This window comes from Levilactobacillus hammesii DSM 16381, assembly GCF_001434395.1.
In the GTDB taxonomy this organism is placed as follows: Bacteria; Bacillota; Bacilli; order Lactobacillales; family Lactobacillaceae; genus Levilactobacillus; species Levilactobacillus hammesii.
Map to the genome: position 1 here is coordinate 87,929 of NZ_AZFS01000046.1, position 15,308 is coordinate 103,236.

The window sequence follows — 15,308 nt, forward strand, 5'->3', positions numbered from 1 at the left end:
ACACAGAGAGAAGGGGAACCGTGACCGTAGATGGGATCAAAGTAAAATGGCTGAATTTTTGGCGGTGGTGCGCCCGGCACTGTTCCCCGGCACTACTGGCGACCGTCTTAGCCGCGATTATTGCGGGTTACCTGCTGTTCGTGCCACCGTTTCACGGCTTGGCCGACAACGGGGACTTCTACCGCGCACAGTTTGTCAACGGGCTCTATCGCCTCAAGGGGTATAGCATGTTGGACTACGTGACACCCAAGCTGGGGATCATGCAGTATTACAACGATACGACGGCGGCAGTCTTCTCTTCGCAACCCTTATTTGTCAAAATGGCCGTGCTGTTAAATAAGCTGTTTTACAGTAAGACGGTCTTTGATTTGCGGTTCATGGGCCTGATCTATTACCTTCCCTATCTGGGCAGTATGTACTTGTTAACCACAGCTATGACGGCCCCTTACCGCAAGCTGCGCAGTTACGTTATTGCGTTATTGATCGTCTTTGTTTTTGCGGATTCATCGTTTACGTTGTACTTTAACTCATTCTTCGCCGAGCCCGGCATGCTGATTCTGATGCTCTACGCTTTTTCAGCTCTGATGTTGGTGGCGCGGCGGCCGGATTGGCATCCCCGGTTACTGACGGTGGTGTATTTCGTCAGTATCATGTTGCTAATCGCTAATAAGCAGCAGAATGCGCCACTCGCGCTGAGTTATACGGTGACGAGCATCGGTCTCTTCTTTATCTTCAAGAAACGGGCGCAGTGGCTGTGGATTGTCGGCGGAATCGTAGGCATTCTGACGACTGGGGTTCTGACGTATACCTTGATTACCAAGCAATTTAACGACATCAATCAGTACCAGGCCTTTACCCACGGTGTGCTGCTACATACGGACGATCCCAGCAAGAAGATTGCGAAGCGTGGTGTGGACGAGCAGTATGCCTTAATGCGCAACCAGGACTATTACCCCAAGAGTTTTGCGGCCATCAATCCGAGTGATCGTTCGGTCAAGAAGGGGTTGAATGATAAGACCAGTTTTGGCTGGATCGTGATGTATTATGCCCATCATTATCCGCAGTTTCACACCCTATTGGACGTCGCAGCCGGGGACATGATGATCACGCAGGTTAAGGCGGTGGGGGATTATCAGAAGGCTAGCGGGAAGCCCGCTGGCGCTCAGGTGACCTACTTTACGGGGTTCAGCAGCGTGGCCGGGGCCTTCTTCCCGCAGAAGTTTTCCTTCGATATCTTACTCACACTGGCACTACTGATTGTCTTCTTGGTTGGGGCGTATAACGACCTGGTTCATCGGCGCGTGGTCAACGTGGTCCGCTTCTTTCTGGTGGCGGGGCTACTGACCGTGTTCATTTTTGTCCCGATTATTTCGATTATCGGGGATGGGGACGCCGATTTGGCCAAGCACCTGTTCATGGTGCCGGTTAGCCTGGATTTGATTCTGATCACGTTTGTGGCCGACCTGTTGAATCATCGGCTGTGGCATTCGGACGGAAACATTGAGGAGGATAACCAGTGAAAAAACGATTAATCCTAGTCTTGGCAGTGCTCATGGGCTTCGTGAGCCTGGGCGGCACGACCGTGACCGCCCAGGCTGCCGGCCGGCGGGTGTTGATCGTCTATGATGCCCTTAATCCGACCGCTAACGGCCAAAAGAAGTTGGCCGGGTTGCAGCAGGTATTGACCAGTGTCGGCGTCACGACCCAAACGGAAAAGTTAAGCGACTACTACGCCGGTCAGCTCACGACCAAGAAGTATGCCGGGGTGGTGACGTTGGTAAATTGGCCGCAGGGGGACTTGCGGAATGCCGCCTTTACCCGCGACCGTCAGACGTTTACGGGGAAGAAGCTGCACGTGGGCCAGGACTTGAGTGCAGCGGAAGCCCGCGGACTTCACGCCACGCGGCGCAACGTTTATCATCAACAGCTCATCCTCAGTGCGGACAAACAGTCTCAGCTCTTGCCCTTTAGCGAAGATATCACGCTACTTAAGCCAGCGAGGCGGGCGCAGAATTTTGGGACGTTACGTCCGCAGAACCAGGGGATTGGCCGCTACCCATATGGGACGGTGGTTGGTCAGGCGGGGTACCTGCCTTACTTTGAGCCTAGTGGGTTCAGCCAGGTACTCGCCGCCCAAACGATTGCGCAACTGTTTGGGCGCCAACGCCAGTCACCACCACTGCTCACCATTACCGGAGTCACGCCGTATAGCGATTTGACGCGACTGACCAAGTTGGCGGCTAAGCTGAATGCGGCCGGCATTCCCTTTGCGGTCAGTACGACCTCGGTGGCGGACAACACCTCGCTGGCGGCCTTCTCCCGGTTTGCCAAAGCCTTGCGCATGGTTGAAAACGATCAGGGGATCATCTTCCTGCAAGCACCAGTCGTGGGCGCGGCCGACCGGCAGAGTGGGGCGCTCTTGGAACAGACCATGGTGGAAGAGCTGAACCAACTGGGGCAACGCCAAGTGATGCCGGTGGGGATCAGTGCCCCGGTCTACTGGAATCAGGATAAGATTTTTCGCAAGTATGGTTTGGCGCGGTCCAGTAACGTCTTGCTACTGCCCAATCCAACGACCACGGTCTTTGCTCAGCAGGATAATCTGGGCGGGGCTTATACCCAGACCTGGATGGGCCTGAGCTTGAATTCCCTGTTAACCGTCAAAAATGGGCAACAAGTCGCGGTCGATCGTTTACGTTTTCCCGTGCCAACGGCGCTCACGGTGCCCTTTCCGACCAGTGAAAAGCAGCTGACGGCGACGCTTAAGCAGGTCACCCAGCTTGGGGTCACCTGGTATCAGCCCCAGGACGCCCTGAAGGCCAAGATCACCAGTGCCTCGGCAACCTTTGGCTATCGTCAGGGAACGTATTACCTCAACGGGAGTCCGGTGACGGTGGGGACCGAGGCCACGGGCATTCCCAAGTATCATTTTGCGCAGAAGCGTCACGTCGCGCTAGATCGTTACTTCAAGGTCCAGGGAAATATTCTCTTCGTCTTCTTTACCGTCACGACGGTTGTCCTGGTGATCTTCCTCTTCTTGGGACGGCGGATTTATCGGCAGATGTTTCGCCGCAAGTAACGATGCTGGTGTCGAGCACGATGGTTGCGCCCCGTGATGATTTGCTGCTTAAAGTGAAAAGTGAGACTGATTTGACCGAAAAAACGTTAGTAATAAGTAGAGTGGTCTCGTCAGCTGACGACGCCTTGTGCGGGCCAATGCCAATAGGCGGCCGGCATAGGGCGAATTTGAAAAAGGGGGTCATGGTGTGAGTGTGTTGGATTATTTTGTCTTTGTCGCGATTCTGGTTATCTGGGGCATCCTGGTGGTTAACCTAATTTTGACCATGGCCGGATATACCCAGTATCTCAAGGATGCCCGGACGCCCGCGCCGGAATTGCCGGCAGAGGTGCCCTTCGTATCCGTGATGGTTCCCGCGCACAATGAGGGAATCGTGATTGTGAAGACGGTACTGTCCCTCCTGAACTTCGATTATCCCCATGACCGTTACGAGATTATCGTGATCAATGATAATTCCAGTGATAATTCCGCGGACCTGTTGAAACAGATTCAGGATACCTATCCGCAGCGAAATCTAGAGGTGATCAATACGGACAAGGTGACGGGGGGCAAGGGCAAATCCAACGCCCTGAACATTGCCCTCAAGCAGGCCAAGGGGAGCATTATCTCCGTCTACGATGCGGACAACACGCCAGAACGACCGGCCCTGCGCTACTTGGTCGCCGAACTGATGCAAAACGATGAATTCGGTGCGGTGATTGGTAAGTTCCGAACACGGAACAAGAATGCCTCGCTCCTGACGCGGTTCATTAACGTCGAGACGCTGTCCTTTCAGTGGATGGCACAGGCGGGGCAGTTACGCCTCTTCAAGCTCTGCACGATTCCCGGCACCAATTACGTGATTCGCCGCTCTCTGCTCGACAAGATTGGCGGGTGGGACACCAAGGCACTCGCCGAGGACACCGAAATCAGCTTTCGCGTGTACCGGTTGGGCTATCGCATCAATTTTCAACCGAAGGCGGTCACCTGGGAGCAGGAACCCCAAACCCTGGACGTGTGGTTTCACCAACGCACGCGCTGGGTTAAGGGCAACATCTATGTGATTCTCAAGAATCTGCCGTTGATTTTTCGAAAGACCGGGCGGCGCATTCGGTTTGATCTGTTGTATTTTCTTTCGGTCTACTTCCTCCTCATGACGTCGCTGATTCTCTCCGATACCGTGTTTGTCTTGTCGGTCGCGGGAGTCGCCCACTCGAACCTGTTGGGGTTCAACAACGCGTTGTGGATCTTTGCCATTCTCCTGTTCGTGATCAGTACCTACGTGACGATCACCACGGAGAAGGGGGAGATGACGTTTAGCAATCTCTTAGTGATTATTTTTATGTACGTGGTCTATAGTCAAATGTGGCTGGCAGTTGCCGCTTACGGAATGGTGGGGTATATTCGTGAACAAGTCTTTCATCAACAAGCAAAATGGTATAAAACCAAACGCTATCAATAAAGTGGTGCGGATCATGATTCTTTTTGGTGTGGTGCTGTGGTGTGCCCTCCTGGGGGGAATCTCAGCTCAGGCGAAGACCGCGTTGAAAACCTACACGCAGCCGTTTCAAAACAATACCACGAGTCTGTCCGGGCAGTCTGTTGAGATGAGCACCTACTTCATTAAAATGGATTATTGGGATGTGAAGCAGGCCACGTTGAACCTGAACTACCAGGTCTCTCAGCTCTCCGATCGTCAGCTCTCAGACATCACGGTGTCGCTAGGGGGCGTGAAGTTTGCGTCCTTCCGACCTAAGAAACAGACCGGACTTCAATCCAAGACGATTAAGATTCCGCTGCGGTTATTGGGCGGCCAAAACAAACTGAAAATAAGCGGACAAATTCTCAATCAGGCCGGTAAACGCGATTATCGCTTGACCCAGACACCGGCCAACTGGCTGACGGTTGATAACCGATCCGCGGTTAATTTTCAGTATGCCCTCAAGGCACCAACGCCCAACATCGATTCCTTCTACGATCACTTCTCTGGTCCAGACACCATTGTGAACCGGAATTCGGCCATTGTGGTGCCTAAACAGGCGACCAACGCGGAGCTCACAGCTAGCATGTACGCTCTGACCGGGGAGTCCCGAGTCATCACGACGGAAAATCAGCAGATTCCGGTGGTTCAAACGGATAATCCGACGGGGCAACAAGCCGACTACCAGCTGGTGATCGCGACCTATCAGCATTTACCAGCCCGGCTACAGAAGCTGTTTAAGCCGGCCGAGCTTAAAAACGCGGCCCAGATCAAGCGTTACGACGCCAAGGGCAAACATACCCTGGTGGTAACCGCCACGACCGGGACACTGTTAGAGAAGGCCGCACGCTTCGTGGCCAATTCCGAACTGATGAAGGAGTCTAAACACCCGACCGAAACCATCACGCCGGCGACGCAAACCTTTACGTCAACGCTGAACTACGATGGTAAGTATCAGTTGACCACGAGTGCTGACCGTATTACCGGTGCGAACCATCAGGAACGCAGCTACTTTGTGAGCCTGCCCGTCGATCGCAACAATGCGGATGGCTCGACGATTAGCATTGATTTGCGGTATGCCCGCAATCTGGACTTTAAGAATTCACTCGCCACGGTTTACGTCAATGACACCGCAGTCGGGAGTAAACGGCTGAGTTCAGCACGGGCTGATAATGATACATTGACGGTCACCTTGCCCAAGGGGATGGCCCTGGGGAACAGCTTTACCGTTCGGGTGGCCTTAGACCTGCCGCTGAGCGGTTCGGCGGCCACTCAGGACAATAACCATACCCCGTGGGCCAGCATTGAGCCGACCTCGGTGGCAAGAATCAAGTCGGCGCCCGGCAATGATCTGCTCTTCAGCAATTACCCCAACCTCTTTCTGAAAAATTCGACCTACAGCAATATTGCGGTGGTTCGGCCGAAGACGATGACGGCGACGGATTACCAGACGCTGACCAACATTTTTAATCTCATCGGTAATTATGCGGAGAACAACCGTGGGACGATCACCTTCTATGATCATCAGCCAAGCAAGACGGTCATGGCGGATGCCAACGTGATTGCCTTTGGGACGCCCAAACAAAATAGCCTGATTAGGGGATTAAATTCGCATCTGTACTTCAAGTACAACGCCGCCGATACCGGCTTCCTATCGAATGAAAAGCTGAGCATTGAGCAACAGTATGGGCAAACGATTGGGAGCGCCCAGCTTCTGCGCTCACCATATAATGCGCAAAAAGGCTTGCTCGTGGTGACTGGGGCGCGTCCCAACGGGGCATACTTGGCCTCAACGCAGATCAACTACCAACGCAACATCTCCCAGTACCAGGGGGATGCCATCGTCGTTGATCCGGACAATAACCACTATGACTACCGGTTCAAGAAGAACAAGCTTATTAATACCGCGGTCAACACCAAGCAAGAACTCAGTCGCCACTCGCAACAGCTCTTGTATCTGGCGGTTGCCTTAATGATGATTGTCGTGGTGACGATTGCCTTACTACTCCTGTTGTGGAAGCATGGCAGTTTGCGGCGGCGAAAGGGGGGCCATCATGAATAACCGAGCGAAGAATTCCAATCGCGAGACGTGGATTACCGATATTTACCTGATTGCGTTTTTGATGATGGTCAGCGGCCTCGCCCTCGGGATGGCCGCAACGCAGACCCACTACCTGATGATCAACGTGAGCTTTTTGGCCGTGACGATCTGTCTGATTCTGTTCACCTACTTTTGGGGGATTATCACCGGCTTGCTGCTGAATCTGGCATTCATGTTTGCCCAAGCCCTGATTGTGATTTACGTGAGTCAAACGCATGCGGACACGATGGCCTGGGGACTCATGTTTTGGATGTTTCTGCCGTTACTGTTGTCGGTGACGTTCTATGGCATGACGACGCATCTGCGTAAGTTGCAGGCGGACAACGTGAAATTGCGTAGTGATTTGATTGAACGGGGGGCCTTTGATGAATCGACCAACCTGCGAACGACGGTTTCCTTCATTGAAGATACGGCAGTTTTTACGGAAACCAATCGGCGGTTTGATCTCCCGGTGACGGCCATGATTATTCGGATTCGCTACTTTCAAGAAATGCGCAGTATGATCAGCGATGCGCAGCTCAGTGCCCTCCTACAATTGGTTTCGGAAACCATCAAGGATGCCATGCGCACGAACGACATTACCTACCTGCTCGATCGGTCCAATCCGACCTGGGGAGTGCTGCTATTCACCAATCCGGACGGCGCCAACATCGCCGGGCAACGCATTAAGGAAAAGTTCGACAAGGCCTTAGCTGGTTCCAGCGATCTGTCCACGCTAGAAGTGCGCCTGGTCGTTGGGGTGGCGAGCTGGGATCCCGAGAAGATGAAGAACCCTTACGATTTAATGAACGCCGGAATCAAGGAAACGGAGTATGATGTGTAAGACCCAAAGAGTCTGTGAGGCCACTCCAGGCTCTTTCGTTGTTGGTTCGGATAGTGTCACCGCCTCACCGCCTCACCGCCTAGCCGTCTCGCCTCCGGCTGCCAAAGATTCCGCCTGCTGTGGGGACCGGTGAAAGCCAAAGCGCGGTCTTTCACCTCGACTTGAAACCGCGCAAAAATCGCGGTTCCCAAGCTCGTCCCACGCTGTAAATTGGCACAAGACGCCAATTAACACCGTCGTCACAGCTGGCTCCATCTTTGGCCTCCTGCGGCTATTGGCAGTCGGTCATGCCGGCACAATCGTAAATCTAGTTTGATCCGTTGGCTGCGCTTCATTGCTGACATGAACCACATTGAGCCGTGAGGTCGGCAGATATGGGCTCAGGCGCGTCGTTCTGCTTAGTCGGCGGTGCTTTTCCGCTGGCTTAGCGGAAGGCCAAGCTTGTAGACTCGTGGTTTTCGAGGCTTCAAGTTGTGCCCGCACCGTTCCAGTCCATATCTGGCGACCGGTAAGGCGGAGGCATGGACAATCAGCAGGCGGAATTCCTGGCAGCCGGAGGCGAAAATCCAGATGGTTTCAAGTTGGTGCAATTGCAAAATTGAACGATGCAAATAGACATCAAATCTTAATTCAAGTACAATGTATGTATTCAATCAAAAATGGGGTCGAGTATGTTGTCAGGAACGTTTATCAGTTTTGAAGGACCCGATGGCGCCGGTAAAACCAGTGCTCTCGCGGCCATTACCGCTAAGATTCAACCCGAGTTAGGCGATCGGTTGACCATTACGCGGGAACCAGGGGGCAACCCGATTTCCGAGAGTATTCGGACCATCATTTTAGACCGGGCAAATACCGCAATGGATTACCGGACGGAAGCGTTGCTCTATGCGGCGGCGCGGCGGCAACACATGGCCGAGACCGTCTTGCCAGCGTTGGCGAACGATCAATTGGTCTTGTGTGACCGGTACGTCGACAGTTCGATTGCCTACCAGGGGGCTGGACGGCAGATCGGTGAGGATGCGGTTGCGCAAATGAATACCTTTGCAACGGACGGGCTCTTACCGGACCTAACCGTGTATTTTGACGTTCCTGCCGAGGTGGGGCTACGCCGGATTCAGGCGCACCGCCAAGCGGATCAGGTCGATCGTCTCGATGTTGAGCAGGAAGCCTTCCATGACCGCGTGCGGGCGGCCTACCTGCGCTTACAGCGGGCCAATCCAGAGCGGATCAAGCTAATCGACGCCACGCAGTCACCGGACCAAGTGGTGGCTGAAGCATTGGCATTAATCAAACAAACAGCAAAACGTTATTTTTAAACCGGCATTTGAGGGAGGAACAGCAATGAAATTACTAATCGCTATCGTCCAGGATAAGGACGCGAACCGCCTCAGCAATGAATTTATCGATCAGAACATTCGGGCAACACGGCTATCGACCACCGGTGGCTTCTTGAAGTCCGGAAACACCACGTTTATGATTGGGGTGGAAGAAGAACGGGTTGACGAGGTCTTGGAAATGATCAAGAAGGCCAGTCACACCCGGCAACAGTTCATGACGCCACCCGTTAATCTGGATGCGCAGTTGGACAATACCTCGTCGTATCCGGTTGAGGTGCAGGTTGGTGGGGCCACGGTGTTCGTGTTACCCGTTGACCAGTTCCATCAATTTTAGGAGGACCGCATGACCGAAGAATCCCTAGTGGCAACGGCACAACGGCTGCAACCACAACTGTTAAGTCATTTTATGACGCTCATCACGGAGCAGCGTTTGGCCCACGCCTATCTCTTCAATGGTGCTGACGGAACGGGACGGCAACAATTAGCGCAGGTGATTGCCATGCGGCTATTCTGTCAAAACGTTACGGCGGACGGCCTGCCGTGCGAGCAGTGCTCGGAGTGCAAACGAATCATGGCTGGGGATCATCCCGACGTGGTGACGGTGATTCCGGATGGGCAACGGATCAAGGTTGACCAGGTCCGGTATCTGAAATCCGAGTTTACGAAGAGTGCCGTTGAGGGTAATCAGAAGATCTTCATCGTTGATCAGGTTGACCGCATGACGACCGGTGCCGCTAACAGCTTGCTGAAGTTCATCGAGGAACCCGTGGGCAATACGGTGGCCTTGCTCCTGACGGCCAATAAAAATCTGATTCTACCGACCATTCTGTCGCGGACGCAAATCGTTGATTTCTTGCGGGTTGCGCCGAGCGCCTTAGGTGACGCGTTGGCGACGGCGGGCATTGCTCCTAGTCAGCGCTACCTGTTGGCGACGTTGACGGAAAGTGTGCAAGCGGCTAAGGCGTTGACGGCCGAAGACTGGCTCAAGAATGCCCAGACCAGTGTGGGCCAATGGTTCACGGCGGCCTGTGCCGGTGATGAGCGAGCCTTTGTGCGGGTACAAACCGAGTTGTTGCCGTTGGGGAGTAACCGGGATCTGCAGGGAACGCTCTTGGACATGGTGGTTCAGGTTTGGCACGATGTGTTGCGTCAGCAGAATGCCCACGTCGCCGAGGATCAGCTGGCTTTCCCGCAGGTGGCCAAAGTGAGTGGTCAGATGGCCCAAAAACTAAGTATCGACCGGTTGGTGGCCATTATGACGCTCACGTTAGAGACGCGGAGCCAGTTAGCCGGTAATATGAATTTTCAAGGCATCTTAGAAGCCTTAACGTTACAGATTCTAGCGCAGATTCCGCGCTGATCAGTCAGCATTGGAGGGGTGGCAACTTGGAAAAACAGGAAGTATACGATCAATTTAAGAACCTTGAGAGCCAATTACAAGACGTGCTCGCCCAATTCACTGACTTACAAGGCGAGATGACCCAAGTATTTGAACAAAATGCCGAATTGGAAATCGAAAATCAACATCTGCGTGATCTGTTACGGGAGTTGCAACGTAATTTACCGGAGGACCCAGAGACGCCACAGGGGTTGTCTAAGTCGCGGCAGATCTTGGAAAAGTTGTATGAAGAAGGCTTTCACGTTTGCCGCGAGTTCTATGGAACCCGGCGCAAGCAGGATGAGGAATGTGCCTTTTGTCTAGAAGTTATCTATCGTGATCAGTAGGAGGTCCGCACCACACATGGAACGTCAACGTAGTTTTCAAGCCGCAGAGAGCGGCCATTTATACTTGGTGCCCACACCGATTGGCAACCTTGACGACATGACCTTTCGCGCCGTAAAGACGTTGAAGGATGCCGACCTGATTGCGGCTGAGGATACCCGTAATACACAAAAGCTCTTAAATCACTTTGAAATTGAGACCAAACAAATTAGTTTTCACGAACATAACACGCAGGAACGGATTCCCCAGTTGGTCGCCAAACTCCAGCAGGGGATGCAGATTGCCCAGGTGAGTGACGCGGGGATGCCCTCCATTTCGGATCCCGGTCACGAGTTGGTCAACGCGTGCATTGACGCCCACATTCCGGTAGTGCCATTGCCCGGTGCTAATGCCGGGTTAACGGCATTGATTGCCTCGGGGTTAGCGCCACAACCCTTCTATTTTTACGGGTTCTTGGATCGAAAGCCGAAGGATCAGCGTTCAGAAATTGATGAATTGTCACAACGGCCAGAAACCTTAATCTTTTACGAGGCGCCACATCGCTTGAAGAAGACCTTAAAGAACCTTGCCGATGGTATGGGGGCCGATCGACCGGCCGTCCTGTGCCGTGAGCTGACCAAGCGTTATGAGGAATTTTTACGCGGTAGTTTAAGCGACCTGGCAGAGTGGGCGGCTACTGACACCGTCCGCGGTGAGTTTGTCGTGTTAGTTGGGGGCAATCCGCATCCAACAACCACGGCAACGACCGCCGTTGACTTGAGCGAACCGATTGCCGTGCAAGTGGATCGTTTGATTGCGGCGGGGGACAAGCCTAACGCGGCGATTAAAGAGGTCGCCAATCTGCGTGGCCTGAAGAAACAAGACGTTTATCGAACGTATCACCATTTAGACGAGGAGTGACCCGCGTGCCCAAAAATGAATTTAGCGAACCTCATCGGGTCGTTTACTATGAAGCAGACGACACCGGCCACCTGACCCTGGCTATGTTAATCAACCTGTTCGTTCTGGTCTCTGAAGATCAGAACACGGCGTTGGAATTGAGCCCGGAATATATTCACAGTCTGGGGGTCGGCTGGGTGGTTACCCAGTATCACCTGCAGATCAACCGGTTGCCCCGAATTGGCGACCACGTCACTTTGAAGACGCGCGCCACGGCGTTCAATAAGTATTTTGCCTACCGTGAGTATTGGCTGTTGGCCGAAGACGGCGAGCAATTGGCCTATGGCGAAGGCATCTGGGTTACCATGAGTTACGCGACTCGTAAGATTGCGACGATTCCAGCCGCCGTTATGGCACCCTATGAGACGGCGCCGGTTAAACGCTTGCCTCGTTTGCCACGGCCCGAACGGCTTGATCTCGCTGCAACCAGCGTCGCCAAACCGTACACGGTGCGCTACTTTGACATTGATGAGAACGGGCACGTGAATAACGCCCACTATTTTGACTGGATGTTAGATGCTTTACCGGCCGAATGGTTGCGGACCCATCAGGCGACTGAGGTACGCATTCGATTTGAAAATGAAGTGAAGTATGGTCATCAGGTGACCAGTGAGGTGGCCCACAGTGCGGCCACCACGACGCAACATACCGTCAAAATTGGGGACACAACCGCGGTGCTGGCAACGATTGATTGGCAGCACGAGGCCTAGTTTGACGAGTTACGGATAAGTGTCAATGATTAATTTTGATAAAGACAGGCAGAGAAGATGTTGCCAGCCGGTCTTTGTGGTAATATAGGACACTGATATGAACAGTACACGAAGAAAAGTAAGTAACCGAGTCACGGCAAAAGCGGTGGGCCATGAACCAGCCGCCGCTTTTGCCGTCTCCCGGTGCTGGCTGTGGTCACCAGACACATGAAGGGGAACTCAAGCAAATATGAAGATTTTAGCAATTGATACATCGAATCGTCCGCTCAGTGTTGCCGTTTTGGATGATGCCACGGTGTTGGCAGCCATCACGGTCACGGTTCATCAGAAACATGCAGAGTACCTGTTGCCAGAGATTGAACGGCTCTTGGCAATGGCCGAATTGAAACCTACCGACTTGGATCGGGTGGTCGTAGCGGCTGGTCCGGGTTCCTATACGGGAATTCGGATTGCGGTGACGACGGCCAAAACCTTGGCCGCAACCTTAGGTATTGACCTGGTTGCCGTCTCCAGTCTGGCAACCCTGGCCGCCAATGTGCCGGTTGAAGGGGCATTGGTGGCACCGATCTTTGATGCCCGTAACCAGAACGTTTTTGCCGGTTTGTACCGGATTAAGAACGGGGCCCCTACCGTGGAAATTGCGGATGCTCATACCAGTATTACGGCTTTTCTAACGGCAGTCGGTGAATACGGGGAGCCCGTCTGGTTCCTGGGCGATGCCGCGCACTTCAATGATCTGATTGGGACGACGATCTCTGCAGCGACGCCGGCCATTAGTGCTTGGTTAAACCTGCCACAGGTGGCCACGATTGGTTTATTGGGCCGGCAGATGGAACCCGTAAGTGATGTTGATCGGTTCGTGCCGAACTATTTACGTTTGACGCAAGCTGAAGCCGAATGGCGTGCCAAGAACCCAGAAGAGGATACCGGATCGTATGTTGAAAAAATTTAAAAATTGGTATAAAAATGTATTTGGTAGTCGGCGAGAAGTTGTGCGCGAGGAGACCATGGACGTTAAAAATCATCGGGTCGACATTCACGGGGTCACCTATTTTGTGGCCAAGGCCCTATTTACCGACATTCCGGAAATGATCGAAATCGAACGAGCCGTCTATTCCGGCCAAGCACCGTGGGATTCAACGGCCTTTGCTAATGAATTGCGGCGAGAAAAGGATCGGCTTTATTTGGTTATTCGGAAGAATGATAAGTTGTTGGCCTTTATTGGCAGCACTTTTGATGAGCGCAATCGTGATGCGCACATCACCAACATTGCCGTTCTACCGGAGTATCAGAGCAAGGGCCTGGGACGGTTCCTGCTGGGCATTATGATTCGTAAGGCCCGTAAGCTGAACTATAAGACGGTTAGCTTAGAAGTGCGGGTGTCCAACCAGAATGCCCAACGTCTGTACCGGGATCTGCAATTTGAGCAGACTGGCATCAAGCGGGGCTACTACTTTGGTGATCACGAAGATGCCGCCGATATGGTGTTGTTCCTCAATGAAAATGAGGACGAGGCTGAGAAGGGTGTGGCACCGGAGACGCGCGAGCAGAATTAATCACCGTACATTGGCGGGCTGGCAATGGCCACCCGCTTTTTGCGTGACTGGTGAGGGGAAAGTCCGCTTTACCGGTCGACAGATATGGCCTCTTGGCTTACGTGGCGTTCCTAACTGACTGAGATGCTGACTGTCGCAGTCGTTATTAACTGAACCAAATATGCAGGGTAGTCACGTTTTCGAACGATTTGTTGTGATAAAACACAATCAGAGCCGGAGGAGGCCAGGGACGGAGCCGGCCGTAAAAGTGGTGTTAACTGGCGTTTTTTCAGCCAGTTTACAGCACGGGCGACTTTGGAGACACGTGTTCTTCGTGGCTTCAAATCGAGCGAGAAGACTGGTGTTTCTTCGGTCTGAAGCGTCCCCACAGCAGGCGGAATCCCTGGCAGCCGTAGTGCGCCCACGTTAGATTAGTTTAGTGGCGCGAATGCTTATCAATACTGGGACGCTGCAGGTATTTTGTTTTTCAACCCTTAATCGATAAGTAAGAATATTGAAAAGTATGTTAACCAGGCATGAAGAAGAGGAGTGAGTCCAACGGAAAAGCGAAATTTGATTTTAGCGTTTGAATCGAGTTGTGACGAGACCAGTGTGGCCGTCATTGAGGATGGCAGTAAGATCCTGTCCAACATCGTGGCGACCCAGATTAAGAGTCACCAACGGTTCGGCGGAGTGGTTCCCGAAGTAGCGAGTCGGCACCACATTGAAGAAGTGACGTTGTGCATCAAGGACGCTTTGGCCGAGGCCGAGGTTGGCTACGATGATCTCGATGCCGTGGCCGTCACGTATGGTCCGGGACTCGTCGGGGCGTTACTCATTGGCGTTACGGCGGCGAAAACGGTGGCGTTTGCCCACAACCTGCCGCTGATTCCGGTGAACCACATGGCGGGGCATATCTACGCGGCACGTTACGTGGAACCCATCGAATTTCCAGCGTTGGCGCTGTTGGTTTCAGGAGGACATACGGAGTTGGTTTACATGCCCGCCGAGAACCAATTTGAAATCATTGGCGAGACGCGTGATGACGCCGCCGGTGAGGCCTACGATAAGGTCGGCCGGGTCATGGGCGTGAACTATCCTGCCGGTAAGACCGTTGATGAGTGGGCGCACCAGGGGAAAGATACGTTCAAGTTCCCCCGCGCCATGGAGAAGGACAACAACTTTGACTTTAGCTTCAGTGGGTTGAAGAGTGCCTTTATCAATACGACGCACCATGCCGATCAGATTGGCGAAACGCTGAGCAAACAGGACCTCGCGGCGAGTTTCCAACAAGCCGTCGTTGATGTTCTGGCTGAAAAGACGCAACGCGCATTAGCCGATTACCCGGTTCACCAGCTGATTTTGGCCGGTGGTGTGGCGGCTAACCAAGGCCTGCGGGAACGCTTGGAACGCGACCTCACGAGTAATCCAACGACGCACTTGGTGAAGGCGCCGTTGAAGTTGTGTGGCGATAACGCGGCGATGATCGGGGCCTTTGCATATGTGGCCTACCAACACGGCGTTTTTGCGGACGCGACACTGAATGCTGATCCTAGTCTGGAATTCGACTGGGCCGCCAATTCTGCTAAATAAATTGAAAAG

At 53.3% G+C, this 15,308-nt stretch carries 14 protein-coding genes; all 14 read left to right on the forward strand.

Annotated elements, in window-relative coordinates; all coding sequences use genetic code 11:
• Positions 1-20 precede the first annotated feature (20 nt).
• Entirely contained in the window at positions 21-1,520 is a 1,500-nt protein-coding gene (gene wsfD, locus FD28_RS04360) for a glycan biosynthesis hexose transferase WsfD (protein ID WP_083478114.1), read from the forward strand.
• A complete protein-coding gene (locus tag FD28_RS04365; protein WP_057732971.1) occupies positions 1,517-3,079 on the forward strand; it encodes a hypothetical protein in 1,563 nt (520 codons plus the stop codon). The genes wsfD and FD28_RS04365 overlap by 4 nt, the downstream gene beginning before the upstream one ends.
• A gap of 187 nt (positions 3,080-3,266) precedes the next feature.
• On the forward strand, positions 3,267-4,520 hold the full coding sequence (locus tag FD28_RS04370; protein WP_057732973.1) for a glycosyltransferase family 2 protein: 1,254 nt from the start codon (positions 3,267-3,269) through the stop codon (positions 4,518-4,520).
• A 13-nt stretch (positions 4,521-4,533) separates the two neighbouring features.
• A complete protein-coding gene (locus FD28_RS04375; RefSeq protein WP_057732975.1) occupies positions 4,534-6,600 on the forward strand; it encodes a cellulose biosynthesis cyclic di-GMP-binding regulatory protein BcsB in 2,067 nt (688 codons plus the stop codon).
• Complete coding sequence (locus FD28_RS04380) at positions 6,593-7,462, forward strand: diguanylate cyclase domain-containing protein (protein ID WP_057732977.1); 870 nt, start codon at positions 6,593-6,595, stop codon at positions 7,460-7,462. Before FD28_RS04375 ends, FD28_RS04380 begins: the two co-directional genes overlap by 8 nt.
• Positions 7,463-8,133: 671 nt before the next feature.
• A complete protein-coding gene (tmk, locus tag FD28_RS04390; RefSeq protein ID WP_057732981.1) occupies positions 8,134-8,778 on the forward strand; it encodes a dTMP kinase in 645 nt (214 codons plus the stop codon).
• 25 nt (positions 8,779-8,803) lie between these two features.
• On the forward strand, positions 8,804-9,133 hold the full coding sequence (locus FD28_RS04395) for a cyclic-di-AMP receptor (protein WP_057732983.1): 330 nt from the start codon (positions 8,804-8,806) through the stop codon (positions 9,131-9,133).
• Positions 9,134-9,142: 9 nt separating this feature from the next.
• Positions 9,143-10,159: a DNA polymerase III subunit delta' gene (gene holB, locus FD28_RS04400; protein WP_057732985.1), complete on the forward strand. Its 1,017-nt coding sequence runs from the start codon at positions 9,143-9,145 to the stop codon at positions 10,157-10,159.
• Between the two features lie 26 nt (positions 10,160-10,185).
• Positions 10,186-10,524 carry a DNA replication initiation control protein YabA gene (locus tag FD28_RS04405; protein ID WP_057732987.1) on the forward strand — a complete coding sequence of 113 codons (339 nt, stop codon included), beginning with the start codon at positions 10,186-10,188 and terminating at the stop codon, positions 10,522-10,524.
• A gap of 16 nt (positions 10,525-10,540) precedes the next feature.
• Positions 10,541-11,422: a 16S rRNA (cytidine(1402)-2'-O)-methyltransferase gene (rsmI, locus tag FD28_RS04410; protein ID WP_057732989.1), complete on the forward strand. Its 882-nt coding sequence runs from the start codon at positions 10,541-10,543 to the stop codon at positions 11,420-11,422.
• A 5-nt stretch (positions 11,423-11,427) separates the two neighbouring features.
• Positions 11,428-12,171 (forward strand): acyl-[acyl-carrier-protein] thioesterase, encoded by a 744-nt coding sequence (locus FD28_RS04415; protein ID WP_057732991.1) that lies wholly within the window; start codon positions 11,428-11,430, stop codon positions 12,169-12,171.
• A gap of 229 nt (positions 12,172-12,400) precedes the next feature.
• On the forward strand, positions 12,401-13,123 hold the full coding sequence (gene tsaB / locus FD28_RS04420; RefSeq protein ID WP_057732993.1) for a tRNA (adenosine(37)-N6)-threonylcarbamoyltransferase complex dimerization subunit type 1 TsaB: 723 nt from the start codon (positions 12,401-12,403) through the stop codon (positions 13,121-13,123).
• A complete protein-coding gene (rimI, locus tag FD28_RS04425) occupies positions 13,107-13,727 on the forward strand; it encodes a ribosomal protein S18-alanine N-acetyltransferase (RefSeq protein ID WP_057732996.1) in 621 nt (206 codons plus the stop codon). The genes tsaB and rimI overlap by 17 nt, the downstream gene beginning before the upstream one ends.
• Positions 13,728-14,255: 528 nt before the next feature.
• Positions 14,256-15,299 (forward strand): tRNA (adenosine(37)-N6)-threonylcarbamoyltransferase complex transferase subunit TsaD, encoded by a 1,044-nt coding sequence (gene tsaD / locus FD28_RS04430; protein WP_057732998.1) that lies wholly within the window; start codon positions 14,256-14,258, stop codon positions 15,297-15,299.
• Positions 15,300-15,308: the final 9 nt, after the last annotated feature.